Source organism: Janibacter sp. UYMM211, assembly GCF_040547045.1.
In the GTDB taxonomy this organism is placed as follows: Bacteria; Actinomycetota; Actinomycetes; order Actinomycetales; family Dermatophilaceae; genus Marihabitans; species Marihabitans melonis.
Window position 1 is genome coordinate 238,149 of the sequence record NZ_JBEPOY010000005.1, and the last position, 24,488, is coordinate 262,636.

The 24,488-nt window shown below is 70.3% G+C and carries 25 protein-coding genes and 2 tRNA genes; 5 read left to right on the forward strand and 22 right to left on the reverse strand.

Going from position 1 to position 24,488, the window contains the following annotated elements:
• Positions 1–7 precede the first annotated feature (7 nt).
• The 3 genes from ABIB53_RS14205 (at position 8) to ABIB53_RS14215 (ending at position 2,118) form a co-directional block, all read left to right on the forward strand.
• Positions 8–715 carry a class F sortase gene (locus ABIB53_RS14205; protein WP_354588647.1) on the forward strand — a complete coding sequence of 236 codons (708 nt, stop codon included), beginning with the start codon at positions 8–10 and terminating at the stop codon, positions 713–715.
• 64 nt (positions 716–779) lie between these two features.
• A complete protein-coding gene (locus ABIB53_RS14210; protein ID WP_123093223.1) occupies positions 780–1,304 on the forward strand; it encodes an RNA polymerase sigma factor in 525 nt (174 codons plus the stop codon).
• Positions 1,297–2,118 carry an anti-sigma factor gene (locus ABIB53_RS14215; protein WP_354588648.1) on the forward strand — a complete coding sequence of 274 codons (822 nt, stop codon included), beginning with the start codon at positions 1,297–1,299 and terminating at the stop codon, positions 2,116–2,118. Before ABIB53_RS14210 ends, ABIB53_RS14215 begins: the two co-directional genes overlap by 8 nt.
• Before the next feature lie 15 nt (positions 2,119–2,133).
• On the opposite strand, the gene ABIB53_RS14220 is transcribed toward ABIB53_RS14215, so the two are convergent.
• Together ABIB53_RS14220 and ABIB53_RS14225 are read right to left on the reverse strand one after the other, a co-directional pair.
• Positions 2,134–2,496 carry a tRNA-binding protein gene (locus ABIB53_RS14220; protein ID WP_354588649.1) on the reverse strand — a complete coding sequence of 121 codons (363 nt, stop codon included), beginning with the start codon at positions 2,494–2,496 and terminating at the stop codon, positions 2,134–2,136.
• A 48-nt stretch (positions 2,497–2,544) separates the two neighbouring features.
• Entirely contained in the window at positions 2,545–2,901 is a 357-nt protein-coding gene (locus tag ABIB53_RS14225; protein ID WP_354588650.1) for a hypothetical protein, read from the reverse strand.
• Between the two features lie 181 nt (positions 2,902–3,082).
• Between ABIB53_RS14225 and ABIB53_RS14230 the strand changes: the two genes are divergently transcribed.
• The gene (locus tag ABIB53_RS14230; RefSeq protein ID WP_354588651.1) at positions 3,083–4,330 is read left to right on the forward strand and encodes an IS256 family transposase; all 1,248 of its coding nucleotides are present in this window, start codon (positions 3,083–3,085) and stop codon (positions 4,328–4,330) included.
• A 64-nt stretch (positions 4,331–4,394) separates the two neighbouring features.
• On the opposite strand, the gene ABIB53_RS14235 is transcribed toward ABIB53_RS14230, so the two are convergent.
• The 18 genes from ABIB53_RS14235 to ABIB53_RS14320 all read right to left on the reverse strand — a co-directional run bounded on the left by ABIB53_RS14235 (position 4,395) and on the right by ABIB53_RS14320 (position 21,672).
• Positions 4,395–5,975 carry a tetratricopeptide repeat protein gene (locus ABIB53_RS14235; protein ID WP_354588652.1) on the reverse strand — a complete coding sequence of 527 codons (1,581 nt, stop codon included), beginning with the start codon at positions 5,973–5,975 and terminating at the stop codon, positions 4,395–4,397.
• Positions 5,976–6,081: 106 nt separating this feature from the next.
• Positions 6,082–6,378, reverse strand: coding sequence for a hypothetical protein (locus ABIB53_RS14240; RefSeq protein ID WP_354588653.1), 297 nt, complete (start codon positions 6,376–6,378; stop codon positions 6,082–6,084).
• A gap of 57 nt (positions 6,379–6,435) precedes the next feature.
• On the reverse strand, positions 6,436–6,756 hold the full coding sequence (locus ABIB53_RS14245) for a hypothetical protein (protein ID WP_354588654.1): 321 nt from the start codon (positions 6,754–6,756) through the stop codon (positions 6,436–6,438).
• 298 nt (positions 6,757–7,054) lie between these two features.
• A tRNA-Ala gene (locus ABIB53_RS14250) sits at positions 7,055–7,127 on the reverse strand.
• 24 nt (positions 7,128–7,151) lie between these two features.
• Positions 7,152–7,334: a DLW-39 family protein gene (locus tag ABIB53_RS14255; protein WP_354588655.1), complete on the reverse strand. Its 183-nt coding sequence runs from the start codon at positions 7,332–7,334 to the stop codon at positions 7,152–7,154.
• Between the two features lie 38 nt (positions 7,335–7,372).
• Positions 7,373–7,446: transfer RNA gene (locus ABIB53_RS14260), tRNA-Ile, on the reverse strand.
• A gap of 141 nt (positions 7,447–7,587) precedes the next feature.
• Positions 7,588–8,049: a DUF3566 domain-containing protein gene (locus ABIB53_RS14265; protein WP_354588656.1), complete on the reverse strand. Its 462-nt coding sequence runs from the start codon at positions 8,047–8,049 to the stop codon at positions 7,588–7,590.
• Positions 8,046–10,643 carry a DNA gyrase subunit A gene (gene gyrA, locus ABIB53_RS14270; protein WP_354588657.1) on the reverse strand — a complete coding sequence of 866 codons (2,598 nt, stop codon included), beginning with the start codon at positions 10,641–10,643 and terminating at the stop codon, positions 8,046–8,048. Before gyrA ends, ABIB53_RS14265 begins: the two co-directional genes overlap by 4 nt.
• Before the next feature lie 50 nt (positions 10,644–10,693).
• Positions 10,694–12,865 (reverse strand): DNA topoisomerase (ATP-hydrolyzing) subunit B, encoded by a 2,172-nt coding sequence (gene gyrB / locus ABIB53_RS14275; protein ID WP_502914656.1) that lies wholly within the window; start codon positions 12,863–12,865, stop codon positions 10,694–10,696.
• A 157-nt stretch (positions 12,866–13,022) separates the two neighbouring features.
• A complete protein-coding gene (locus tag ABIB53_RS14280) occupies positions 13,023–13,922 on the reverse strand; it encodes a serine hydrolase (protein ID WP_354588659.1) in 900 nt (299 codons plus the stop codon).
• 7 nt (positions 13,923–13,929) lie between these two features.
• On the reverse strand, positions 13,930–14,868 hold the full coding sequence (locus tag ABIB53_RS14285) for a hypothetical protein (RefSeq protein WP_354588660.1): 939 nt from the start codon (positions 14,866–14,868) through the stop codon (positions 13,930–13,932).
• A 124-nt stretch (positions 14,869–14,992) separates the two neighbouring features.
• The gene (locus ABIB53_RS14290; protein WP_354588661.1) at positions 14,993–16,441 is read right to left on the reverse strand and encodes an aldehyde dehydrogenase; all 1,449 of its coding nucleotides are present in this window, start codon (positions 16,439–16,441) and stop codon (positions 14,993–14,995) included.
• Positions 16,438–16,662, reverse strand: a complete 225-nt coding sequence (locus ABIB53_RS14295; protein WP_354588662.1) for a tautomerase family protein — start codon at positions 16,660–16,662, stop codon at positions 16,438–16,440. Before ABIB53_RS14295 ends, ABIB53_RS14290 begins: the two co-directional genes overlap by 4 nt.
• Positions 16,662–17,465 (reverse strand): 2-keto-4-pentenoate hydratase, encoded by an 804-nt coding sequence (locus ABIB53_RS14300; protein ID WP_068270942.1) that lies wholly within the window; start codon positions 17,463–17,465, stop codon positions 16,662–16,664. Before ABIB53_RS14300 ends, ABIB53_RS14295 begins: the two co-directional genes overlap by 1 nt.
• Positions 17,465–18,553 carry a 4-hydroxy-2-oxovalerate aldolase gene (dmpG, locus tag ABIB53_RS14305; protein WP_205473719.1) on the reverse strand — a complete coding sequence of 363 codons (1,089 nt, stop codon included), beginning with the start codon at positions 18,551–18,553 and terminating at the stop codon, positions 17,465–17,467. The genes ABIB53_RS14300 and dmpG overlap by 1 nt, the downstream gene beginning before the upstream one ends.
• A complete protein-coding gene (locus ABIB53_RS14310; protein WP_354588663.1) occupies positions 18,550–19,545 on the reverse strand; it encodes an acetaldehyde dehydrogenase (acetylating) in 996 nt (331 codons plus the stop codon). Before ABIB53_RS14310 ends, dmpG begins: the two co-directional genes overlap by 4 nt.
• Before the next feature lie 14 nt (positions 19,546–19,559).
• Positions 19,560–20,354: a 2-keto-4-pentenoate hydratase gene (locus ABIB53_RS14315; RefSeq protein WP_354588664.1), complete on the reverse strand. Its 795-nt coding sequence runs from the start codon at positions 20,352–20,354 to the stop codon at positions 19,560–19,562.
• Between the two features lie 505 nt (positions 20,355–20,859).
• Positions 20,860–21,672: an IclR family transcriptional regulator gene (locus ABIB53_RS14320; protein ID WP_354588665.1), complete on the reverse strand. Its 813-nt coding sequence runs from the start codon at positions 21,670–21,672 to the stop codon at positions 20,860–20,862.
• A gap of 78 nt (positions 21,673–21,750) precedes the next feature.
• On the opposite strand from ABIB53_RS14320, the gene ABIB53_RS14325 reads away from it, so the two are divergent.
• The gene (locus ABIB53_RS14325; RefSeq protein ID WP_354588666.1) at positions 21,751–22,503 is read left to right on the forward strand and encodes an IclR family transcriptional regulator; all 753 of its coding nucleotides are present in this window, start codon (positions 21,751–21,753) and stop codon (positions 22,501–22,503) included.
• Here ABIB53_RS14325 and ABIB53_RS14330 read toward each other — a convergent pair.
• Together ABIB53_RS14330 and ABIB53_RS14335 are read right to left on the reverse strand one after the other, a co-directional pair.
• Positions 22,500–23,372: an alpha/beta fold hydrolase gene (locus ABIB53_RS14330; protein ID WP_354588667.1), complete on the reverse strand. Its 873-nt coding sequence runs from the start codon at positions 23,370–23,372 to the stop codon at positions 22,500–22,502. The genes ABIB53_RS14325 and ABIB53_RS14330 overlap by 4 nt on opposite strands.
• Positions 23,373–23,380: 8 nt before the next feature.
• Complete coding sequence (locus tag ABIB53_RS14335; RefSeq protein WP_354588668.1) at positions 23,381–24,475, reverse strand: NADH:ubiquinone reductase (Na(+)-transporting) subunit F; 1,095 nt, start codon at positions 24,473–24,475, stop codon at positions 23,381–23,383.
• Positions 24,476–24,488: the final 13 nt, after the last annotated feature.

The following is a 24,488-nucleotide window of genomic DNA, read 5'->3' on the forward strand; positions in this document are numbered from 1 at the left end:
AGGGCGCGTGATCGGTCTCGCCGCCGTCACCGCGCTCCTCGTGGGTGCCGTCCTGCTCTTCCTCACCCGCCCGTCGGCCGACGACGCCGGCACCGTGGACGCGGCCCTGTCGGGGCCGTCGGCGACGGGCGGGTCGAGCAGCAGCTCGAGCACTGCTCCCTCACCGACGTCCTCCCAGACGTCGCCATCACCGGGCTCGACGAAGGCCGCGAAGGCCCCCCGGACCGCCGTCGCCACGGCGCCCGCCACCCCTTCGGCCGCCCCTCCCGCACCCACCTCGGTGAGCGTGCCCGAGCTCGACGCGACGCTCCCGGTCCGCCCGGTCGGCGTCGACACGACCGGGGCGATGAGCATCCCCGAGGACCCGAGGCAGGCGGGCTGGTACAAGTTCGGGTCCGCCCCCGGGCAGGACGGCGCGACGGTCATCACCGCGCACGTCGACACCAAGGAGCTCGGACCCGGGCCGTTGGCCCGTCTCGACACCCTCTCGAAGGGGGATGCCGTCACCGTGAGGACCTCGGCCGGGACGACCACCTACCGCGTGCGCGAGGTCGTGCTCGCCCGCAAGACCGAGCTCGACCTCGACGCCCTCTTCCGCCGCTCCGGACGGCCCGCGCTGCACCTCGTGACGTGCGGGGGAGCCTTCGACCCGAAGACCGGGCACTACGAGGACAACGTCGTGGCGATCGCCGACCCCGCCACGGGGCGTGAATAGGATCGGCGATGTGCCACCGACCACGCCTTCGCACCGGGACCTTGCTCCCGAGGAGCGTGAAGCCATGGCCGTGCAGCTGAGCGAGGGGCAGCCGTCGGCGATCGAGGCGGCCTACCAGCACTACTCGCACCTGATCTACACGATCGCGCTCCGGGCGCTCGGCGACCGCCAGGACGCGGAGGACGTGACGCAGCAGGTCTTCCTCGCCGCGTGGCGCGGTGCGCAGAACCTGCGCCCGTCCCCCACCGCTCTGCCCGGCTGGCTCGTCGGCATCGCCCGGCACAAGATCGCCGACGTGCTGCAGGCCCGGGGCCAGGAGTCGCGGCGGCTGCGCGCCGTCGCCGACGAGACGGGTCGGATCGGTCCCGCACCGGCGCGAGATCATGCCCTGGAGATCGCGATCATCGCCGAGCTCGAGGCGATGGGCGACCCACGGGGTCCGATCCTGCGGATGACGATCATGGAAGGGCTGAGCCACAGCGACGTCGCCGACCGGCTCGACCTGCCGCTCGGGACCGTGAAGAGTCATGCCAGACGAGGGCTGATCCACCTACGACAGGTGCTCAAGGAGGTGCGAGACGATGACTGAGACCATGCGATGGACCGATGGCCACCCGGACGAAGAGGCCCTGGCCGACCATGCCTTCGACGTGCGCGACGGTCTGCCGGGTGACCCGGACGTCGTCGCGCACGTCGCCGGGTGCGCGCAGTGCTCCGCCGACCTCACCGAGCTGAGCGACCTGGCGCGCGGCCGCGTGCCTGGCGAAGGGGGACCCCTCGCCCGCGCGGTCGACGACCGGGGCGAGATCGCCTGGCAGTACCCCGACGAGCGGGTGTGGGACGCGATCGCCGCCGAGATGGGCAGGCCTGCGCTCATCGTGGTCGGCGAGGAGCGGCCGGCTCGTGCCGTGCCGGCCCCGGCCGACCGGGCGGGCGATGGCCCTACCCCCGCTGCGGAGCGGTCCGCCGGCGGCTTCAGCCTGCGGCGCACGGTGCCGTGGCTCGCCGGTGTCGCCGCGCTCGTCGTCGGCCTCGCCCTCGGGCGCGGCATCGGCGACCCGAGCCCCGAGGTGACCGAGGTGGCCCGGCTCAGCACGGTCGACGACGCGAAGGTCGCGCGCGGCCAGGCCGAGCTCGTGCGCGCCGGCGACGGCCTGCAGCTGCAGGTGCAGCCGCAGTCTCTGCCGAAGGGTCCCGGCTACCTCGAGGTGTGGCTGCTCAACACCGACGGGTCTCGCATGGTGTCGGTCGGTGTCCTCGACGGTGACTCGCCCCAGGACTACACGGTGACGCAGGACCTCATCGACGAGGGCTACACGGTCGTAGACATCTCGCGCGAAGCCTTCGACGACAAGCCCGAGCACTCCGGCGACTCGCTGGCCCGCGGGACGCTCGGGGCCTGAGGTTCGCTGCCGGGCTCAGGCGAGCCGGCTGCCGTCGGGGACTGTGCTGGCTGTCGTCGCGAGGACGATGCGGCCCTCGGCATCGGGGACCCCGGTCACGAGGACCTCGGACACGACTCCCGCGATGCGCTTCGGCGGGAAGTTGACCACGCACAGCACCTGACGGCCGACGAGGTCCCCGGGCTCGTAGAGGTCGGTGATCTGCGCGCTGGAGGTCTTCGTGCCCAGCGGGCCGAGGTCGACCTGGAGGACGTAGGCCGGCTTGCGCGCTCGGGCGTTCGGCTCGGCCGCCGTGATGGTGCCGACCCGCATGTCGACCCGCTCGAAGCTCGCCCAGTCGAGGGGCTCCGGAGTCGGTGCGTCCTGGGTCTCGTCCACGGGGGTGATGCTCGCACGCGAGTGACTGGATGGGGGCCCGTGCGTGGGTCAGCGGGTGAGGGTCGCGAGCCGGCCGGCGAGGACCTCACGGGACCAGGTGGCGGTGAGGTGGTTGGAGACGCCGCGGTAGATCTGGACCGGCCCGTCGGTCCCCGTGTGGACGGGCGAGTAGGTCGGGCCCGACCCGCGGGCGGCGAGAGGCGTGAGGTCGAGGACGGAGATGCGCGGGCTGGCTTGCCGGGCGGCGGCGAGCGTCGCGGACCGTCCGGCGTCCGCGTCGGTGAGGCGGAAGCGGCAGCGGGTCGTCGGGCTGCTCGACGCGACGACGCACGAAGGGAGCGTCGCGACGTCTGCGGGCAGCGGCGACGCCGTGACGAGATGGACCGTGGCGCCGTCGGCTCGCAAGCGCCACACGGTCGACCGGATCTGGGTGCTCGTGCCGAGCCCTCGTCCGGCGAGAGTTGAGTCCCCGATAGTGGTGTAGCGCGGTCGCCGAGATCGTCACCGGCGTGTACGTCGGACGTAGGCGCGGCCACCGCGTGATCCTTCGAGTCAACCTTCTACCGAATCCTCGAGGACCATCACGATGACCGCTCCCCACATTGTCGACCCTGCACGTCTGCTTGGCGAAGCCCTCGCCGAAGCATCGCCCGATCTGATGCGCGATCTGCTGCGGACGATGATCAACGCCCTGCTCTGTGCCGATGCCGATGCGGTGGTCGGCGCCGAGTACGGCCGCCCCACCCCAGGCCGGGTCACCCAGCGCAACGGCTACCGCCACCGCGACCTCGACACCCGGGTCGGGACCATCGACGTCGCGATACCCAAGCTCCGCAAGGGCACCTACTTCCCGGAGTGGCTGCTCGAGCGCCGCAAACGTGCCGAGGCGGCGCTGATCACTGTCGTGGCCGACTGCTACCTCGCCGGGGTGTCCACCCGGCGGATGGACAAGCTCGTGAAAACGCTGAGGATCGACTCGCTGTCGAAGTCGCAGGTGTCGCGCATGGCGGCCGAGCTCGACGAGCACGTCGAGCAGTTCCGCCACCGACCCCTCGGCGCAGCGGGACCGTTCACCTTCGTCGCCGCGGACGCGTTGACCATGAAGGTCCGCGAAGGCGGGCGGGTCATCAACGCCGTGGTGCTGCTGGCCACCGGCGTCAACGGCGACGGGCACCGCGAGGTCCTCGGGATGCGCGTCGCGACCAGCGAAACCGGGCCGGCGTGGAACGAGTTCTTCGCCGACCTCGTCGCCCGCGGTCTGACCGGGGTCCGGCTGGTCACCAGCGACGCCCACCAGGGTCTGGTCGAGGCGATCGCAGCCAACCTCCCCGGAGCCTCGTGGCAGCGGTGCCGCACCCACTACGCCGCGAACCTCATGTCCGTGACACCCAAGAGCATGTGGCCCGCGGTCAAGGCGATGCTGCACAGCGTGTACGACCAGCCCGACCGTCCCGCGGTCCACGCCCAGTTCGACCGACTCCTGGACTACGTCGAGGGAAAGCTGCCCGAGGTCCACGACCACCTCGACGCTGCCCGCGCCGACATCCTCGCGTTCACCGGCTTCCCCAAGGACGTGTGGACCCAGATCTGGTCCAACAACCCCGCCGAACGCCTCAACCGCGAGATCCGGCGCCGCACCGACGCCGTGGGCATCTTCCCGACCCGCGACGCCATCGTCCGCCTGGTCGGAGCCGTGCTGGCCGAGCAGACCGACGAATGGGCCGAAGGCCGCCGCTACCTCGGACTCGAGGTCCTCGCCCGCTGCCGAGTCAACATCGTCCCCAACACCGAACCCGAGATCGGAGGCGACGACCTGCCCGCCCTGACCGCCTGACCCATCACGAAGGAGAACGCACCGCTACACCACTACCCGGGACTTGACCCAGGACGGACGAGCCCTAAGGACCGCTCAACTCGTCAAGCAGCTCCTGGAGGTAGGCGTGCTGCGTCTCAGCGTGGTCTAGAGTCAGGGCCCCGTCGGCATCCCTTCTCCACACGTAACATCCGTGATCCCGGGATGGATGGCTGCCGATCTTCTCGATGCTGGATTCAGCCAGGTTGCGGGCGTCGGCATGCCGGTCTAGAAGCGCCAACGCTAGAACGCGGTTGGCCACATTGATAGTGAGGCCGCCACTGGGGTACAGCGAAGCCTCTTCCAGACGCTGCAGCGCGGCCCACGGATCGATGGGCATCAGGCAAAATCCGAGGTTGTTGAGCGCATCGCCATCCCACGGACGAAGCTCTACCAAGCCCGAAAACACGTGTGACGCCGCTTGGTGGTCTCCGGCTCGAAGCAGTTCAACGGCGCGATTCATCAGGTCCTGGGCGCGGAGCCCCTCAACAGGACGGGGTCGATTCGGCCTGGACTTGCTGAGCCGCGTCAAGGCGGTTGTTGCAACCTGTTCGTGGTCGCAACACCTCTCTCCGTAGACAAGGGGAGCGAGATTGTGGTCAGCCACTTCGTGCGCACGCCACTCGGCCATCAGGCTGGTGGTTGACCACTCGTCGAGGTGCGTAACGGTGTTGCGCTCCCATAGCCACAGCCCGTGCTCCTCGACTGGGCGGTGGGTCCTGAGCGCGCTAAAAATGCCAGGGGGAGGAGGCTGCCATCCGAGCACCAAGAGCTTGTCATCAGCTAGCGCACGGTGAAACCAACTGAGAACGCGGTCAACGAAGCGACCCGACATCGCGTAGGCGATCAGCAGGCCGTAGGGCCCCTCGTCCACGATCGACGCTTCTTCGTCTACGCCAGACCGACCCCCCAGAGGTGCCCTCCTGCCAAGCAGCCGACGGTTGAGCTCTTCGGGCTTGGAGGTAAGTCGTATTGCTTGTCGAACGTCATCTTCCGACCCTTCCTCGGCAAACGCCGCCTCCAAGAGGCCTTGCCACGGTTCGATAAACTCCCCAAGCCGGGCAAGCATCTCGCCGCTGACCTCGTGCGAGTCTCCCTGAAAACGGACGTATGGGATCGTTGTTAACGCCGCGAGATGTGTTGCCAAAGTCGGGAGGATGCCTGCTCTTACGACAGCATCTACTGGCAGACCGCGCCTATCCAGTTCGTCCCACAGGTCCAGCGCTTGACTCATTGATTTCAGGCGCTCGGGCCGAGGCATCGCAGTCATTGCAGCTTCAAGTCCCAAGAGCAGACTGCCGGTGCTCTGCTGTGTTAGCGGCAAGGCTCGGTCGCGTAGATATCGCTCAGCGGCATCGAACGCGGTCACCCCGCTCGCAGAAGCTCGGGGGATTGCGCGTCCCGTGAGCACCAGGCTGCCCTGCCGGTGTGATTCCACTGGGCGTTCGCCGCCGCCCCATTCAGCTATCAGACGGCGACATTGCTCCTCACATGTCGGCACGCTGTCCACCACTGCGTAATAGGGACAGGACGGTGTGAGGTGGGGGAGCGTGCACGCGTCACTGTATGAAACCAACGCATCGAGCACGATGTGCTCTTGGCGCCGATCGTTGTCGTCCAACTCCATGCGTCCCCCGAACTAGTGTCCTTCAAGCCGACAGGATACTGGGTGCACTGCTGCGGGCTCGAGGGCGAACCACCCGCTGATGACTCGGCGTAGGTAGAGACGTCGGTCAGGGATGTGGTCCGATTGTCAAGATGGTGATCTCGTTCTCCGACGGGCCGTAGTGCCAGAAGACGCGCCACGCTCCGGGGGTCTGGTTCTCGACGTAGGACTCCCAGACGTCCTCGCCTTGATCACCGCTTAGCGAGACGTATTTGTGGGAATTCAATCCCGGATATCTAGGATTCTGTTGGATGAGCCCTAGGGTTTTACGAACCTTTTTCAACTTTGCTTGGTACTGCTTCTTCGCCGCGAGGTCGTCTAAAACACTCTTGGCTTCAGCGGTAACTAGGAGTCTGGTAGTCATGACGACGAGGGCTCCACCCCCCACGAATGGCTCTGCCGCCCTCCGAAGGGGATGGGATTACTCCTGCGGCTCCTTGGTTACGTCCTCATCGAGGTACTGGGTGAAATCTCCGAGGTCGCTCACCCGGCCCGCAGCGCTGTCGCCGAGGCCTCGAGCCAAGCTGGCGCGCAATTCAGCGTTCTCCCAGACAAGTAGCTCCCGCCGGGGGATTGTGGCCAAGGGCGTTAGCAGGATTGCGCCGTCATCGTTCACTGCGATGGCGTACCGGTCGTCTTTGCGGACGCCCGTCTTGCCAAACGCGATGCGAGCGCGGTCGTCTGCCACTACCTCGCCGATCGCCCGGAACCCTGAAGTTGCTTCCATCGTCGCCTCCTTCATAAGTGCGACCGTACCTCATCGTTGGCCGTTGGGGCGAAACCCACTTGCCCATCTGCCCACTCAGCACGATACAGCGTCCGCTCGCAGTGCGCCATAGTTCGGGGCAACCGCTACGCGTACGTCTCGGCGAACGATGCAGAGCAGTCGAGCTGCGGGCGAGGGGACTCGACCGCTTCTCGGCCGCGCGGCGGACGGGTGAGCCACTGCCACCGAAGGTGGGCCAGCATTGCAGTACTTCCTTGGGGTACGGACGCCAAGAGGCCCTGACCGACAAGCGGAAAGGGCCTCTGACCTGCGGTGGAGCCAAGGGGACTCGAACCCCTAACCCCCTGCTTGCAAAGCAGGTGCGCTACCAATTGCGCCATGGCCCCTGGATGTGAAGTTGTGCGATCCCGTCAGGCGCGGGAGTCGGTGGCCGCGGCCCACACGTCGCGCGGCGGGGCGGACGCGGTGCCTCCGCGCTGACCACCGGCGGCAGCTGCGGCGTAGAGGTCCTTCTCCGAGCGCTGCGCCTCGATCTTGCGGCGGGCGTACGCGGCTACTGCGGCGACGGCAGCGAGGGCGAGGATCTTCTTCATCGGCTGCTCCGTGGTCGGGCATCGAAGGGGGGATCGGGTGGGCCTAAGAGGACTTGAACCTCTGACCTCTTCCTTATCAGGGAAGCGCTCTAACCGTCTGAGCTATAGGCCCGTGTGCGACCAGATGCGTGGTTTCGAGGCTCAGGCCCTGAGGGCCTTCGCACCTCAACCACCGTGGCTGACGCGACGCCCGAGGTTACCCCACGGCTGGCGTCACGGCCAAAACGCGGGGGTCCGTGGGGTCGTGCAGCGCTCAGTCGTCGGTGAGGGTGAGGTGGAGGCCGCCGACGAGGCTGGCGACGATGTTGTAGAGGAAGGCGCCCAGGGTGGCCAGGGCGGTCAGCAGGACGACATCAACCACGGCCACGACGACCGACAGCGAGACGACCCGGCCGAAGCCGAGGAAGTCCATGATGTCGAAGGTCTGGCCCGAGCCGTCACCGATGATCTGGCTAGCCAGGGAATTGATGGAGTCGAAGACCCCCATCGCCGACATCAGGCTCCACAGCACCGCGCTCATGACGACCATCGCGATGCCCAGGGCCACGGAGAGGAGGAAGCCGACCTTCATCGCCGACCACGGGTCCACCCGCGAGACCATGAGCTTGACCCGACGACCGCCCCGAGCGGGTCGGGGCGCCGCGGGACGGGGGGCGCCCGCCCCCTTCGCGCCCTCGCTGCCGCGAGAGGCCTGCATCACCGTCGTGTCGCTCACTGGTCACCTCCGGGGGCCTGGTCCCCGCTGTCAGTCGTGGCGCCCGTGGCCGGCTCAGAGCCGCCCTCGGACGCAGGTCCAGGCTCTGACGCTACCGCGTCGTCCTCCACCTCTGCTGCGACACCCCGGTCGACGTTGCGCGCGACCGCCACGATGGCGTCGCCCTTGCGGGGGGTGGCGAAGGAGACGCCCATGGTGTTCCGGCCGGTGCGGGAGACCTCGGTGACCGCCGAGCGCACGATGTTGCCGCGCTCCATGACGACCATGACCTCGTCGTCCTCGCTCACCGTGAGCGCCCCGACGAGCTGGCCGCCCTTGCCCGACTTAGCGGCCATGACACCGAGGGTGCCGCGGCCCTTCGCCGTCCACTCCGAGGCCGGCGTGCGCTTGGCGACGCCGTTCTCGAAGACGACGAAGACGTCGGGGTCGGTGCCCTCCTCGATGACCTGCATCGACAGCAGCGAGTCGCCGTCGCGGAACTTCATGCCCGTGACACCGCTCGTGCCGCGCCCCATCGGGCGCAGCTGCTCGTCGGTGGCGTGGAAGCGCACCGACATCGCGTTGCGCGAGACGAGGAGCAGGTCGTCGGCGGCGGAGGCGAGACCCGCGGTGACGAGCTCGTCGCCGTCGCGCAGGTTGATCGCGATGAGACCGCCGGAGCGGGGGGAGTCGTACTCGGTGAGACGCGTCTTCTTCGTCAGGCCGTTGCGCGTGGCCAGGACGAGGTAGGGCGCCGCCTGGTAGTCCTTGATCGCCAGGACGGCCGCGATCTGCTCCTCGGGCTGGAAGGCGAGCAGGTTCGCCACGTGCTGGCCCTTGCCGTCGCGCGACGCCTCGGGCAGCTCGTAGGCCTTCGCCCGGTAGACCCGCCCGAAGTTGGTGAAGAAGAGCAGCCAGTGGTGCGAGGTGGTCGTGCCGAAGTGCTCGACGACGTCCTCGCCGCGCAGGGTCGCGCCGCGCACGCCCTTGCCGCCGCGCTTCTGGCTGCGGTACTCGCTGACCTTGACCCGCTTGGCGTAGCCGCCGCGGGTGATCGTCACGACGACGTCCTCCTCGGGGATGAGGTCCTCCATCGCGACATCGCCGTCGTAGGGCAGGATCCGCGTGCGCCGGTCGTCACCGTACTTGTCGACGATCGCCTGCAGCTCCTCGGAGACGATGCTGCGCTGGCGCTCGGGCGTGGCGAGGATGTCCTGGTAGTCGAGGATCTGGGCCTCGAGCTCGTCGTGCTCGTCGATGATCTTCTGCCGCTCCAGCGCGGCGAGCCGGCGCAGCTGCATCTCGAGGATGGCGCGGGCCTGCTCCTCGTCGATCTCGAGCAGGTTGATCAGCCCGTCACGGGCCGCCTCGACGGTGCGCGACGCGCGGATGAGGGCGATGACCTCGTCGAGCGCGTCGAGCGCCTTGAGCAGGCCGCGCAGGATGTGGATCGCGGCCTCGGCCTTGGCCAGGCGGTACTTCGTGCGCCGGACGATGACCTCGATCTGGTGCTCCACCCAGTGCCGGATGAAGGCCGAGATCGGCAGCGTGCGCGGCACCCCGTCGACGAGGGCGAGCATGTTCGCGCCGAAGTTCGTCTGCAGCTGGGTGTGCTTGTAGAGGTTGTTGAGCACGACCTTGGCGACCGCGTCGCGCTTGAGCACGATGACGAGCCGCTGGCCGGAGCGCCCGGAGGTGTGGTCCTGGATGTCGGCGATGCCCTGGACCCGGCCCTCCTTGACGAGGTCGGCGATCTTCAGCGCCAGGGTGTCGGGGTTGACCTGGTAGGGCAGCTCGGAGACGACGAGGCAGGTGCGCCCCTGCAGCTCCTCGACCTCGACGACCGCGCGCATGATGATCGAGCCGCGACCGGTGCGGTACGCCTCGTCGATGCCCCGGGTGCCCATGATGAGCGCGCCGGTGGGGAAGTCCGGACCGGTGATCCGCTTCATCACCGCCTCGAGGGCCTCCTCGCGGCTGGCCTCGGGGTTCTGCAGCATCCACTGGGCGGCGTCGGCGACCTCGCGCAGGTTGTGCGGCGGGATCTGCGTGGCCATGCCGACGGCGATGCCGGCCGAGCCGTTAACGAGCAGGTTGGGGAAGCGCGAGGGCAGGACGTCGGGCTGCAGCGTCTTGCCGTCGTAGTTCGGCACGAAGTCGACGGTGTCCTGGTCGATGTCGCGCACGAGCTCGAGGGCGATCGGCGCCATCTTGCACTCGGTGTACCGGGGGGCGGCCGCGCCGTCGTTGCCGGCGGAGCCGAAGTTGCCCTGGCCGTCGATGAGCGGGTAGCGCAGCGACCACGCCTGCACGAGGCGCACCATGGCGTCGTAGATCGCGCTGTCGCCGTGCGGGTGGTACTGACCCATGACGTCGCCGACGACGCGCGAGCACTTGTTGTAGCCGCGGTCGGGGCGGTAGCCGCCGTCGTACATGGCGTAGACGATGCGGCGGTGCACCGGCTTGAGGCCGTCGCGCACGTCGGGCAGCGCACGGCTGACGATGACGCTCATCGCGTACTCGATGTAGCTGCGCTGCATCTCCGCGTTGAGGTCGATCGGGTCGATCCGGTCGGTGGTGACCTCGGTGCCGGTGCCGTCGGGGGTGTCAGTCATGTCGTCCTCTAGCTCGCAAGTTCGGGCGAAGGGGGGTGCTCGGGCCCCGGTCAGATGTCGAGGAAGCGCACGTCGCGTGCGTTCTTCTGGATGAAGGAGCGGCGGGACTCGACGTCCTCGCCCATGAGCACGGAGAACATCTCGTCGGCCGCGGCGGCGTCGTCGAGGGTCACCTGGAGCAGCACCCGCGAGTCGGGGTCCATCGTGGTCTCCCACAGCTCCTGGTAGTTCATCTCGCCCAGACCCTTGTAGCGCTGGACGCCGTTCTCCTTCGGCAGGCGCCAGCCCTGGCTCTGGCCGTGGGCGATCATCGCGTCGCGCTCGCGGTCGGAGAAGGAGAACTCGTGCTCGTGGTTGCTCCACTTGAGCCGGTAGAGCGGCGGCTGGGCGAGGTAGACGTACCCGGCCTCGATGAGCGGCTTCATGAAGCGGAAGAGCAGCGTGAGCAGCAGCGTGCGGATGTGCATGCCGTCGACGTCGGCGTCGGCCATGAGGACGATCTTGTGGTACCTCGCCTTGGCGATGTCGAAGTCCTCGCCGATGCCGGTGCCGAAGGCGGAGATGAGCGCCTGGACCTCGGTGTTGGCCATGACCCGGTCGATGCGGGCCTTCTCGACGTTGAGGATCTTGCCGCGGATGGGCAGGATCGCCTGGTTCTCGGGGTTGCGACCCGCCTTCGCCGAGCCGCCGGCCGAGTCGCCCTCGACGATGAAGACCTCGGAGATCGTCGGGTCCTTGCTCTGGCAGTCCGAGAGCTTGCCAGGCAGGCCGCCGGACTCGAGCAGGCCCTTCCGGCGGGTGGCGTCGCGCGCCTTGCGCGCCGCGATCCGGGCGGTCGCCGCCTGGACCGACTTGCGCACGATGTCCTTGCCCTTGGTCGGGTTGGCCTCGAGCCAGTGGCCGAACTCGTCGGTCATCGCGCGCTGGACGAAGCCCTTGACCTCGGAGTTGCCGAGCTTGGTCTTCGTCTGGCCCTCGAACTGCGGCTCGCCGAGCTTGACCGAGATGACGGCTGTGAGCCCCTCGCGGATGTCGTCGCCGGTGAGGTTGTCGTCCTTGTCCTTGAGCAGGCCCTGCTTGCGCGCGAAGTCGTTGATCATCTTCGTCAGCGCCGCACGGAAGCCCTCCTCGTGGGTGCCGCCCTCGTGGGTGTTGATGTTGTTCGCGTAGGTGTGGACCGACTCGCTGTACGCCGTCGTCCACTGCATCGCGATCTCGAGGGAGAGCGAGCGCTCGGTGTCCTCGGTCTCGATGTCGATGATCGTGTCGATGACCGGCTCGGCCTTCTTGCTGCCGACGAGGTGGGTCACGTAGTCGACGAGGCCGTTCTCGTAGCGGTAGGTGACGGTGCGCGCCGTCTTCGTCGTCGCCTGGCCGCCGTCACCGGCGTCGTCGTCGTGCTCGACCTCGGTGATGTCGGCGTCGACGGCGTCGAGGTCCTCGTCGGCGTCCTGGTCCCGCTCGACCCGCTCGTCGATGAGGGTGACCGTCAGGCCCTTGTTGAGGAAGGCGGTCTGCTGGAAGCGCGCCCGGATCGTCTCGTAGTCGTACTCGACGGAGTCGAAGATCGCGGCGTCGGCCCAGAAGGTGATCGTCGTGCCGGTCTCCTGCGTCTCCTCCATCCGCTCCAGGGGAGCGGTGGCGACGCCGTAGTCGAAGGACATCCGGTGGGCGTAGCCCTTCTGGCGCACGCAGACGTCGAGGCGCGTCGACAGCGCGTTGACGACCGAGGAGCCGACGCCGTGCAGACCGCCGGAGACCTTGTACCCGCCGCCGCCGAACTTGCCGCCCGCGTGGAGCTGGGTGAGCACGAGCTCGACCGCGCTCACGCCCTCGCCCGCGTGCATGTCGGTGGGGATGCCGCGGCCGTCGTCCTTGACCCGGACGGCGCCGTCGGCCATGAGGGTGACGGTGATCGAGGTGGCGTACCCGGCGAGGGCCTCGTCGACGGAGTTGTCGACGATCTCCCACACGAGGTGGTGCAGGCCGCGCTCGCCGGTGCTGCCGATGTACATGCCCGGACGCTTGCGGACGGCCTCGAGACCCTCGAGCACCGTGATCGCGCTCGCGTCGTACGCGGCGGGGTCGTCGCCAGCGGCGACGAGGGCGGCCGCGGCCGCCGCCTCGTGCTCGGCGCGGGCCTGCTCGGCCTCCGCGGGGGTGAAGGTCTCGTCGGTGCCTGGGGTGTCGTCCTGCTCGGCCACAGGTCTCCTCGTCGTCATGCCGACGGCGCGCCGTGAGCGCGCCGTCCGACGTGTGTCCATGATGTGCCCTCAGTCTACCGCCCGAGCGCGACAACGTACGCACGTGCGCGCCCGTGGCGGCCGATCTGAGCGCCAGAACTCCCCGTCGAGGACTCCCGGTATGGCTCCTACCCCCTCAGCGGCTGTGAGAGGCCTTCTCGCAGCGCCCGCCCGGGAGGTCCCCCGCGTGCTCCTCGAGGACCTCCGCCAGCTCGTCCCCCAGCGCGCTGCCGCGCTCGTAGCTGCTCGTCCGGATCGTCATGGTCACGGCGACGTGCTCCCCCTTCGCGCCCCTCATCACCCCGAGCTGACGGGCGACGTAGCCGTCGTCGGTCGGCCCCCACCCGCCCTTGACGAGGGAGCCGTCGAGCCGGCCGACGCCCCACGCCTGCCAGTCGAGGACCCGACCCATGGGGTCGGTGACGGTCTCCGCGTCGGGCAGGCAGACCGCGCCGGCGACGAAGCGGGCCTGGTCCGAGGCGCGCCACCGCGTCTGCCCGAAGGGGGAGAAGCCGGCCACGGTCGAGCGGCGCTGGACCGTCGTACGACGGTCGCCGCCGTCGGCGAGGACGTCCTCGACCGCCCGCTGCGCCCGGCTCGGCGAGCCCAGGCCCTGCCACAGCCGCAGCGCGGCGTCGTTGTCCGAGGCGGTGAGGGCGAGCTCGACGTCCGCCTCGACCGAGCCGTCGTCCGGGGCCGCGCGGGTCGCGGCGAGCGCGAGCGGCACCTTGATCGTCGACCAGGCGGGCAGGGCCTCGTCGCGGCCGATGACGGCGGGGGCGCCCGAGCCGCCGACCGGGGCCACTGCCAGGCTCACCTGCTCGTCGGGGTGGCGGGAGATCACGGCCCGCAGGTCGCGCCGGGTGGCCGCGTCGAGCGTCGCCCGCTCGGGGGCGGGCGTCGCGGACCGCGTCGCGGTCGGGCTCGGTGAGGCGGAGGTCGTCGTCGGCCCGGGGTCGACGGGGCTCGCCGTGCACCCCGCGAGGGCGAGCGCGGCGACGACCGGGACGAGCGCCCGGCGGGCGCCGCGGCTCACCAGCGGCCTAGTAGAGGACGACCGAGGCGTCGTTGCCCCCGGTGCACGTCGTCACCGTCGCGCCGGAGCAGCGCATCGTGTACGTCTGGTCGGTCACCGGGCTCTTGACGAGAAGGGTGGCCGACCCGTCGCTGCGGGGTGTGCCGGCGAGGTAGGCGTCGCGGACCGCCTCGGCGAAGGGGCACGACGTCACCTCGGTCGCGATGCCGGCTCGAAGACCCTGCTTCGCGGTGCCGCAGGCGGTCGCGCCCTCGGGCAGCACGCCGGCGCGGGTCGCCGAGGAGGAGCTGCTCGAGCTGCTGCTGGAGCTGGACGAGGACGACGAGGGCTGACCGCCGTCCGCGGACGAGGAGGTCGGCGCGGGCGAGCTCGCGGTGCTGCTCGGCTCGTCGTCACCGAGCAGCCGCAGCCCGGCGACGGCCAGGAGCGCACCGGCGACGAGGGCGCCGACGAGCAGCAGGACGAGCCCGGCCGTGCGGCCGCCGCCGGAGCGCTGCGGCGACCGCGGCAGCGGCGCGGGGGCCGCGCTCTGCTGGTGGTGCTGAGGGCCCGGCTGGGGCGCGGGCGCCCGGTGGGCTGCCGCGCCGGCCGCGGCACCCGCGCCGGCGCCGGCTGCGGGGGAGACCCCGGTGCTCGGGTCGTCGGGGTGGCGCTCGTAGCCGGGGCGGTAGGCCGCCCACTGCTGCGGGGTCTGCTCGGGGGGCTGCGAGGTGGCGGCCGGACGGTCGGCGGCGGTCTCGGACCCCCCTTCGTCCTCGGTCCACCAGTGCGTCGGGACCGCGTCGGAGGTCGCCTGCGGGGGGCGGGCCATGACCTGCGTCGGGGTGTCCTCGCCGTCCTCGACGCGCGGCAGCTCGGTCGTCGCGTCGGCGCCGTCCTCGGCGCGATCGGGGTCGCCGAAGAGGACGTCGTCCAGGGGTGTGGGCTCCTCGCCGTCGCGGCTCATCGTCGCCCTCCTCTCGTCTCGGGCAGTCGACCAGCCTGCCAAGGATCGCCGCAGTTGTCACAACGCAGACGTCCCGGGCGCGCGTGACGCGCGCCCGGGACGACCCTGAGGAGGGCTGCTGCGGTCAGGCGCTCGTGCGGTCGATCTGCATGACGACGGCCTTGGGCTCGGTGAAGAACTCGCGGCTGAAGTCCCCGCCCTCGCGGCCGACGCCGGAGTCGCCGACGCCGCCGAAGGGGGTGCGCAGGTCGCGGATGAAGAAGCAGTTGACCCACACGGTGCCCGCCTTGAGCCGGGAGGAGACCCGGTGGGCCCGCGAGAGGCCCTCGGTGAAGAGCATCGCGTTGAGCCCGTAGCGCGTGTCGTTGGCGAGGTGGACGACCTCGTCCTCGGTGCTGAAGCGGTTGACGACGCACACCGGCCCGAAGATCTCCTCGCAGTACGCGGGGGCGTCGAGGGGCAGGTCCTCGATGATCGTCGGTCGCACGAGCCAGCGGCCCTCGCCGTCGACGCCGCCGGTGCGGATCGTGCCGCCCGTGGCCTCGACCCCTTCGACGTAGCCGACGACCTTGTCGTAGTGGCGCTTGGAGGCCAGGACGGAGAACTTCGTCTCGGGGTCGAAGGGGTCGCCGATCGGCAGCGCCTCGGCCGCGGCCTGGAAGCGCTCCATGAACTCGTCGTAGATGCCGTCCTGGACGAAGAGGCGCGAGCCGGCCAGGCAGATCTGCCCGGAGTTGCGGAAGATCGCCTCGACCGCCCAGTGGACGGCGTTGTCGAGATCGGCGTCGTCGAAGACGACGTTCGCGCCCTTGCCGCCGAGCTCGAGGGAGACCGGGGCGAGGTGGGTCGAGGCCGAGGCCATGACCGCCTTGCCGGTCGTCGAGGAGCCGGTGAAGGTCACGCGGTCGACGCGGTCGTCACCGGTGAGGGCGGCGCCGGCGGGCGCCCCGTGGCCGTTGAGCACGTTGAGGACGCCGGGCGGGAAGCCGGCCTCGACCGCGAGCCGCCCGAGGAGGGTCACCGAGGCGGGGGTGTCCTCGCTCGGCTTGATGATGCACGTGTTGCCCCAGGCGATGGCGGGCGCGATCTTCCACGTCGCCATCATCAGCGGGAAGTTCCACGGCGAGATCGCCGCGACGACCCCGACGGGGCCGAACTCGCTGTACGTGTGGTGGCCGCTGTCCATGGGGAAGACCGAGCCGACGTGGTCGCGCTGGTGGTCGGCGAAGAAGCGGAAGTTGTCGGCGGAGCGGCCGACGTCGTGCTTGGCCTGGGCGAGGGGCTTGCCCATGTTCGTGCTGTCGAGGGTCGCCAGCTCGTCGGTGCGCTCCTCCATGAGGTCGGCGAGGCGGTGGATGAGCCTTGCGCGCTCGACGCGGCCCATGCGGGGCCACGGGCCCTCGTCGAAGGCCGTGCGGGCGCTCGCGATCGCGCGGTCGGCGTCGGCCTCGCCGCCCTCGGCGGCCTGGGCCCAGACCTCCTGCGTCCACGGGTTGTAGACGTCGAAACGGCCGCCGTCGAGCGACTCGACCTCGACGCCGTCGATGATGTGACCGAAAAAGGTGTCGCTCATGACGAGCTCCTCTCTGCGGAGGCGTCCTGCGACGCCAGCCGCTCGGCGATCGTCACGTCGCCCGCCGCGAAGTGCTCGCGGGGGATCTCGGTGACGAGCACACGGATGGTGGGCTTGGGGGCGACCTCGGCCTCGACGATCGCGTCGGTGACCTTCGAGATCATCGAGCGGATCGCCTCCGGCGAGCGCCCCTGGGTGAGGGTGATCTGGACGACGGGCATCAGGCGTCCCCCTTCGTCCCACCGCTGATGAAGACCGAGCCGAGGTTGCTGAAGTGGCAGGCCACGCTCGACCCGGGCGGCGCGAAGACCGCGTCGGTCATGCCGCCGGTGAGCACGACCCAGCCGGCCTCGATGGCGTGGCCGCGGGTCGCGAGGTCGTTCGCGGCGAGCGCGAGCGCCTCGCCGGGGTGACCCTGGACCGCGGCGCCGGTCGCCGAGTCGACGACCTCGCCGTCGACCTCGACGAGGACGGCCTCGAGGGAGAGGTCGACCTCGCTCGGGGCGAGCCCGAGACCACCGGTGACGAAGGCGCCCGAGCTCGCGTTGTCGGCGATGACGTCGCCGGCGGCGAACTTGAAGTCCTTGTACCGGCTGTCGATGACCTCGGCGCCGCCGTGCACGGCGGCAACGGCCGCCATGGCCTGCGCACCGGTGACGCCGGGGCCCTCGAGCCGCTCGCCCATGACGAAGACGAGCTCGGGCTCGATGCGGGGGTGGATGAGCGCGTCCTGGGGCACGGGGTCGCCGGCGGGCAGGATCATCGCGTCGGTGAGCCAGGCGACGAAGGGGGTGTCGACCCCCATCCGCTGCTGCTTGGCGCGCGAGGTGAGGCCGAGCTTGACCCCGATGAGCTTCTCGCCGCGCTCGAGGCGCTTGGCGAGGGTGAGGTCCTGGATCTCGTAGCCGGTCGCGACGTCGAGCTCGGGCCACTCGTCCGTGAACTTCACCCGGTCACGGCGCTCGTCCTCGCAGGCGAGGAGCTCGGCGGCGACGGACTCGACGTCCCACTGCTGGGCGGCCATCAGGAGGTCGCCCCGAGCGCCTGGAGGTCGCCCATGTCGATCTCGTGCTGCTTCTGCAGCTCCAGCGCCACGTCGATGATCATGTCCTCCTGGCCGCCGACGTAGCCGTACTCGCCGACCTTCGACAAGATCGCGTGGGCCGGGACGCCGTAGCGCTCCGAGGCCCGCTCCGCGTGGATGAGGAAGGAGCTGTAGACGCCCGCGTAGCCCTGGGTGATCGAGGAGCGGTCCATCCACGGCAGCCGGCGGATGTAGGGCCGCACGACGTCCTGGGCCGCGCCGAGGATGCCGTCCATGTCGACGCCGGTGGAGATGCCGAGGCGCTCGAAGGCGACGGCGAGGACCTCGGTGGGGGAGTTGCCCGCCCCGGCGCCGAGCGCGCACAGCGAGCCGTCGATCTGACGGGCTCCGGCGCGGTAGGCGAGCACGGAGTTCGCGACGCCGAAGGACATGTTCTGGTGGCCGTGGTAGCCGACCTGGGCCTGCGAGCCGATCTCGGAGACGAGGGCGCTCACGCGCTCGGAGACGTCCTCGAGGATGAGGGCGCCGGCGCTGTCGACGACGTAGACGCACTGGCAGCCGGCGTCGACCATGATGCGCGCCTGCTTGGCGAGCTCCTCGGGCGTGACCATGTGGCTGAGCATGAGGAAGCCGACGGTCTCCATGCCGAGGTCGCGGGCTGCGCCGAAGTGCTGGATCGAGACGTCGGCCTCGGTGCAGTGCGTGGCGATGCGAGCGATGTCGGCGCCGTTGTCGCGGGCCTGGTGCAGGTCGTGGACACGGCCGAGACCGGGCAGGAGGAGGACGGCGATCTTGGCCCGCTCGGCCTCGGCCCGGGCGGCCTTGATGAGGGACATCTCGTCGACGGCGGAGAAGCCGTAGTTGAAGCTCGAGCCGCCGAGCCCGTCGCCGTGGGTCACCTCGATGACCTGGACGCCGGCCTGGTCGAGGGCGCGGACCGTCGTGCGGACCTGCTCCTCCGTGAACTGGTGCGACATCGCGTGCGAGCCGTCGCGCAGCGTCGTGTCGGTGAGGCGCACGTCGACGCCGCCGGAGAACTCCGGGATGGGGTGGGTCATCTCGCTCATGCCGAGACCTCCTGCTGCTTCGTGTCGGGCGAGGGGGTGGTGGCCGGGTCCTCGGAGACCCAGCCGGTCTCGACGCCGAGGCGGTGGGCGACCATCATGTCGCCGACCCGGGCCGCGGCCGAGGTGATGATGTCGAGGTTGCCGGCGTAGTCGGGCAGGTAGTCGCCGCGACCCTTGACCTCGACGGGGACGGTGACGCGCGCCATGCCGTTCCACAGCTCACGGGCGTGGTCGAACTGCGGCTCGGCGCGCAGGTGGTAGCCGGGGACGTACTCCTGGACGCGCTCGACCATGGCGGCGATGGACTCGCGGACCCGGTCGTTGAGCTCGCCGGCCTCGGCGGCCTCCTCGGGGATGGCGCAGAAGACGGTGTTGCGCATCATCAGCGGGGGCTCGACGGGGTTGAGGATGATGATCGCCTTGCCCTTCGTCGCGCCGCCGACGACCTCGAGGGCCTCCGAGGTGGTCTCGGTGAACTCGTCGATGTTGGCGCGGGTGCCGGGGCCGGCGGACTTGCTCGAGATCGAGGCGACGATCTCGGCGTAGGGGACCGGGACGACCGAGGACACGGCCGCGACGATCGGCGTCGTCGCCTGACCACCGCAGGTGATCATGTTGACGTTCGTCGCGTCGAGGTTGAAGTCGAGGTTGACCGGCGGGCACAGGTAGGGGCCGACGGCGGCCGGGGTGAGGTCGACGGCGAGGATGCCGGCTTCGGCGTAACGCGGGGCGTTGGCCTGGTGCGCCTTGGCCGAGGTGCACTCGAAGACGACGTCGGGCAGCTCGTCCTGCGCGAGGAGCCAGTCGACCCCTTCGTGGCTGGCCTCGAGACCCAGGGTCTTCGCGCGGCGCAGGCCGTCGCTCGCCGGGTCGACGCCGATCATGTAGCGCGGCTCGATGACCTCGGAGCGGCGCATGAGCTTGAACATCAGGTCGGTGCCGATGTTGCCGGGGCCGACGATCGCGGCGGTCCCCTTCGTGCGTGCAGTCATGTCTGTCTCGTCTCTCAGCTGTGGGCGAAGCGGGCCGTGACGCTGCCGAGCCCGGCGAAGGTGGCGGTGAAGGTGTCGCCCGGGGCGACTGGGCTCATGGCGGTGACGGAGCCGGGGAGGATGACCTCGCCCGCCTCGAGGGTCGTCCCGAGCGCGCCGAGGGTGTTGGCGAGCCAGACGAGCGAGGTGATCGGCGAGCCGAGGACGGCGCCGCCGGCCCCGGTCCCGATGACCTGGGCGTTGCGGTGGAAGACGCAGCCGACGAGGCGCAGGTCGACCTCGTGCAGGGGGGTCGGCGTCGAGCCGAGGACGTAGCCGCCCGAGCTCGCGTTGTCGGCGATGGTGTCGGCGAGGGTGATCTTCCAGTCCGCGACGCGGCTGTCGACGACCTCGAGGGCCGGGAGCACGTAGTCGACCGCGGCGATGGCCTGGGTGACGGTGACGCCCGGGCCGGCCAGCGGAGACTTGAGGACGAAGGCGATCTCCGGCTCGACCCGCGGCTGCAGGAAGCGGTCGGCGGGGATCGGCTCGTGCTCGGAGTACACGAAGTCGGCGAAGAGGTGGCCGAAGTCGGGCTCGGTGACGCCGAGCTGCTTCTGCATCGCGGCGGAGGTCAGCCCGACCTTGTGCCCGACGACCGTGCGCCCGTACTCGGTCCAGCGGCGCACCTGCTCGAGCTGGATGCCGTAGGCGTCCTCGACCGTGAGCTCGGGGAAGTCCGCGGTGAGCGGCGGGATCGGGGTGTGGGTCTCGTAGGCCCGCAGCAGGCGCTGCGCTGCCTCCTGCTGGACCTGGCTCGGCTCGCCCATGGGTCTCCTTCGACGGTGCGGACTTCGATCAAAACTAGGGATGTCGGGGGCGCGGTGGTCGGCTCGTTCCCTTCGGTGGAACGTGCGCCGGGTGCGTCCCGCAGCGACCTCATGAGGCTCCCGCACCCACCCCGACCAGGGCTACGAAACCGTCCCGATCAGCGGGACACCCCCGTCTGCGGCTGGTCGAGGCCCCTGCTGGTCGAGGTGCGAGACCCGGCAGGCCCGACCCAGCCTCTTGATGGTCGAGGTGCGACGGAGGAGCCTCGAGACCACACCCCCCCCCCAACTGCTCGAGAAGCTGGCAGCCGCGCGGGTTGCAACCCGCGCGGGTGCCAACATCTCGGGAGAGGCGGGATCCCCCTTCGCCAGGTCGAGGTGACCCCACGACCCCCAGCACACCCTGATACCTCGACCCGCCCAGCACCGTCGCCCGACGAGCAGGCCACGACAGGGCAGACCCCCGCCACCTCGCGAGGTGACGGGGGTCCGGGGGGTGGCGGGGTCAGTGGGTCTGGCGGCCGATCCGGCGGGCGGCGGCTCGCAGCAGGGGGACGATGCGGTCCTCGCGGGCGACGACGGACTCGCTCGGCCCGAAGACCGAGATCGAGGCGACGGCGAGCTCGCCGCGCAGGACGGGCACGGCGATCGAGCCCACCCCGTCGAAGGACTCGTCGACGGCCATGGCGTACCCCTTCGAGCGCACCCCGGCGAGCTCGTGCGCCCAGTCCTGCTCGGTGCGCACGGTGCCGCGCACCCGCGGCGGGAAGCCGGCCTCGCGGCGGGCCCGGTCGACGGTGAGGCTGAAGGCGGCGATCGCCTTGCCCGAGCTCGTCACGTGGGCGGGGAAGCGTCGGCCCGCGTGACCGAGGATGTGCTCGCCCGCACCGAGCGCGATGCGCTCGAGGAAGACGACGTCGGCGCCGTCGGGGACCCCGAAGTTCACGGTGAGCCCGGTCTGGGTGGCCACCTGGCGAAGGGTGGGCAGCGCCCGGTGGCGCAGCTCGTGGCGCCCGATGGTCAGCTCGCCGAGCTCGTAGAGGTGCAGCCCGAGACGGTAGAGCCCGGTCTCCGGATCCTGCTCGATGAAGCCACGGCCGGCGAGCGTCGTGAGGACGCGGTGCACGGTGCTCTTGGCGATGCCGAGCCGGCGGGCGATGTCGGAGACACCGAGCTCGCCGTCGGCGGCGAAGCACTCGAGCACGTCGAGAGCCGTCGTCACCGAGCGCAGGCCACCACCGTCGGACGGCTTGCGGCGCAACGGGGTCGACGCGCACCAGGCGGTCTCGACGGGCTGGATGACGGGCTGTGCTGACATGGTGCTCTCCTCGGCAACGACGGTGTCGTGAGGTCTGTTGTGTCGACGATCCCGCCGCGCGTGCGGCATGATCAAGGAATGCGTCCCGATGAGCGGAACACCGCTGACGACGGCGTCATCGCCCGTGCCAGCGCGATCCTCGACGCCGTGGCGAAGGGGGCGTCGGGGGTCCGGGCGATCGCCAGGGCGACCGACCTGCCGGTGAGCTCGGTGCACCGGCTCGTCGCCCAGCTCGTCGAGGTCCAGGTGCTCGAGCGTCTCGACGACCGCATCCGCCTGGGGCCCAAGCTCTTCGAGCTCGGCACCCAGGTGCCGGCCCATCGCGACCTGCGCGACGCCGCCGACCCCGTCATGGAGGACCTGCGGGCGGCGACCCACCACCGCGTGCACCTCGCGATGCTCGACGGGGTCGACGTCGTCTACCTCAAGATCCTCGGCCCGAACCTCGGCCTGGACTCCCGGCTCGGCGGCCGTCTGCCCGCCCACGCGACGGGGGTGGGCAAGGTGATGCTCGCGTACTCCCCGATGGCGACCGTGCGGGCCCGCGTCGACGCCGGGCTGCCGCGCTTCACCCCCCGCACGATCACCACGCCGGGCCAGCTCACCCAGGAGCTGCGCAAGATCCGCAGCGTCGGCATGGCGCTCGACCTCGAGGAGTCGACGGTCGGCGTCTCGTGCGTGGCAGCGCCGGTCTTCGGCTCCGACCGCAAGATCCGCGCGGGCCTGTCGGTGACCGGGCCGACCCGCTCGATCGACCCGGCTCATCTGGGCATCGCCGTGCGCACCGCGGCCTTCACCCTCAGCCGGACCCTGCGCGACTCGGGGCTCTAGCCCGGCTGCTGGTCGAGGAAGTCCAGGACCAGCTCGTTGAAGGCCGCCGCGTGCTCGATCTGCGTCCAGTGCCCGCACCGGCCGAAGACGTGCAGCCGCGCGTCGTCGATCCACTCGAGCATCGTCACCGAGGTCGACAGCGGGATGACCTTGTCGTCGCGCCCGTGGACGAGCAGCACCGGGGCCTCGATCCCGCGGATCGAGCCCTCCGGGTGGGCCATCGCGTCGACCCACCGCTGGCGCGGCGCCGGGAACATCGAGGAGAAGGCCTCCATCGTCCCGCTGCGCGTCGACGCGGCGTACCGGCTCGCGACGAGCTCGTCGGTGATGAGCGAGCTGTCGTACGCGAAGGTCTCGCGCATGAGGCGGCCCATCGTCTGGACGTCGGGCTCGTAGCCCCACACCGCGTCGAGCCCCTCGGTGATGGCGAAGGGGACGCCGACGCTGCCCATGAGGATGACGGAGCGCACCCGCTCCGGGTGGTGGATCGCGAGCGCGAGCGCCATCGACCCGCCGAAGGAGTTGCCGACGACGTCGACCCGGTCGACCTCGAGGGCGTCGAGGAGGTCGACGACCTGGCGCAGCCACACCTCGCGGCTGTACTCCTGCCCCTCCGGTACGTCGGTGAAGCCGAAGCCGGCGAGGTCGGGAGCGATGACGCGGTGCCGCGCACCGAGAGCGGGGATCTGCAGGCGCCAGTTCGCGAAGGCGCTCACCCCCGGTCCGGACCCGTGGAGGAGGAGGACGGTCCCCCCTTCGCCCCCCGACGGGGGACCGCTGTCGTGGTAGTTGGTGCGCAGCTGCCCGGTCCGGACGGACAGGCCGATCTCGGGGTTGGTCTGCGGGGTCGGGGTCGTCGTGCTCGTCACTGCTCGGATCACCTCTTGATCAGGGGGGACTTGAGGCCGCCGTCGACCTTGTCGGCCTCGTTGAAGAAGTCCTCGCGGTAGATGTCGCGGGGGAAGAGCCGCTTGGACATGAGGACCTTGAGCGCCGACTCGACCATGAGCGGCGGGCCGCACAGGTACCCGGCGCAGCCGGAGAGCTTGTCGTGGTCGGCGGCGATGACGTCCGTCACCAGCCCGTAGCCGTAGCGGTCGGGGTCGTCGCCCGAGGCGGCGACCTCCTCGGGGGTCTCGTCGGACAGGCACGGGCGGAAGGTGAAGCCCTCGTGCTCCTCCTCGAGCGCCCGGAAGACGTCGACGTCGTAGAGCCAGGCGCGCGAGCGCCCGCCGGCGTAGAGGGTCAGCTCGCCCTCGTACTCGCCGTTCTCCAGGGCGTGGCGCACCATCGACTTCATCGGGGCCATCCCGGTGCCGCCGCCGACCATGATCCCGTGGCGGTCGTCGCCGGTCTTGAGCACGAAGCGCCCGTACGGCCCGGAGAGGCGGATCTGCTGGCCCACGGCGAGGTCCTTGAAGACCCAGCCGTCGGACCCGCGCCCGCCCTCGACCTTGCGGATGTGGAACTCGAGGGTCCTCGTCTGCGTGGGCGGGTTGGCCATCGAGTACGTGCGGTCGACCTCGGGGCCGTCCGCGCACGCGGGGACGAGCAGCTTCATGTACTGCCCGGCGTTGAAGCCCATCTCGCGGTCGAGCTCGACGACGAGGCGGCGGGTGTCGGTCGCGATGTCCTCGAGCACGGTGACCGTGCCCGTGTAGTCGTCGACGGGGAAGACCTCGAGGTCCTCGTCGACGTCGAGGTCGGCCTCGATCGTCACGTCGGAGCGAGGCTTGGCGCAGCAGGTGAGCAGCTTCTCCTCGCGCTCGAAGTCCATGAGCGCGAAGGAGCTGGCCTGGCCGTGGTCCACCTCACCGTCGAGCCACTCGCTCTTGCACGTGGCACAGGTGCCGTGGGTGCACGAGTGGGGCAGCCACACGCCGTTGCGCAGGCAGGCCTCCAGGATGGTCTGGTCCTCGTCGCACTCGATCTCGCGACCGAGCGGCTCGACGGTGATGGTGTACCGCGTCATGACAGTCCTCGCT

Bases quoted from the DNA above. Each gene is read 5' to 3' on its own strand.
- ABIB53_RS14245 (WP_354588654.1), bottom strand. From the start codon at position 6,756: ATGAAGGAGGCGACGATGGAAGCAACTTCAGGGTTCCGGGCGATCGGC.
- ABIB53_RS14300 (WP_068270942.1), bottom strand. From the start codon at position 17,465: ATGGCCGCCCAGCAGTGGGACGTCGAGTCCGTCGCCGCCGAGCTCCTC.
- gyrA (WP_354588657.1), bottom strand. From the start codon at position 10,643: ATGACTGACACCCCCGACGGCACCGGCACCGAGGTCACCACCGACCGG.
- ABIB53_RS14320 (WP_354588665.1), bottom strand. From the start codon at position 21,672: ATGTCAGCACAGCCCGTCATCCAGCCCGTCGAGACCGCCTGGTGCGCG.
- ABIB53_RS14210 (WP_123093223.1), top strand. From the start codon at position 780: ATGGCCGTGCAGCTGAGCGAGGGGCAGCCGTCGGCGATCGAGGCGGCC.
- ABIB53_RS14325 (WP_354588666.1), top strand. From the start codon at position 21,751: ATGCGTCCCGATGAGCGGAACACCGCTGACGACGGCGTCATCGCCCGT.
- dmpG (WP_205473719.1), bottom strand. From the start codon at position 18,553: ATGAGCGAGATGACCCACCCCATCCCGGAGTTCTCCGGCGGCGTCGAC.
- ABIB53_RS14255 (WP_354588655.1), bottom strand. From the start codon at position 7,334: ATGAAGAAGATCCTCGCCCTCGCTGCCGTCGCCGCAGTAGCCGCGTAC.
- ABIB53_RS14310 (WP_354588663.1), bottom strand. From the start codon at position 19,545: ATGACTGCACGCACGAAGGGGACCGCCGCGATCGTCGGCCCCGGCAAC.
- ABIB53_RS14290 (WP_354588661.1), bottom strand. From the start codon at position 16,441: ATGAGCGACACCTTTTTCGGTCACATCATCGACGGCGTCGAGGTCGAG.
- ABIB53_RS14315 (WP_354588664.1), bottom strand. From the start codon at position 20,354: ATGGGCGAGCCGAGCCAGGTCCAGCAGGAGGCAGCGCAGCGCCTGCTG.
- ABIB53_RS14285 (WP_354588660.1), bottom strand. From the start codon at position 14,868: ATGAGCCGCGACGGCGAGGAGCCCACACCCCTGGACGACGTCCTCTTC.
- ABIB53_RS14230 (WP_354588651.1), top strand. From the start codon at position 3,083: ATGACCGCTCCCCACATTGTCGACCCTGCACGTCTGCTTGGCGAAGCC.
- ABIB53_RS14235 (WP_354588652.1), bottom strand. From the start codon at position 5,975: ATGGAGTTGGACGACAACGATCGGCGCCAAGAGCACATCGTGCTCGAT.
- gyrB (WP_502914656.1), bottom strand. From the start codon at position 12,865: ATGACGACGAGGAGACCTGTGGCCGAGCAGGACGACACCCCAGGCACC.
- ABIB53_RS14240 (WP_354588653.1), bottom strand. From the start codon at position 6,378: ATGACTACCAGACTCCTAGTTACCGCTGAAGCCAAGAGTGTTTTAGAC.
- ABIB53_RS14215 (WP_354588648.1), top strand. From the start codon at position 1,297: ATGACTGAGACCATGCGATGGACCGATGGCCACCCGGACGAAGAGGCC.
- ABIB53_RS14335 (WP_354588668.1), bottom strand. From the start codon at position 24,475: ATGACGCGGTACACCATCACCGTCGAGCCGCTCGGTCGCGAGATCGAG.
- ABIB53_RS14295 (WP_354588662.1), bottom strand. From the start codon at position 16,662: ATGCCCGTCGTCCAGATCACCCTCACCCAGGGGCGCTCGCCGGAGGCG.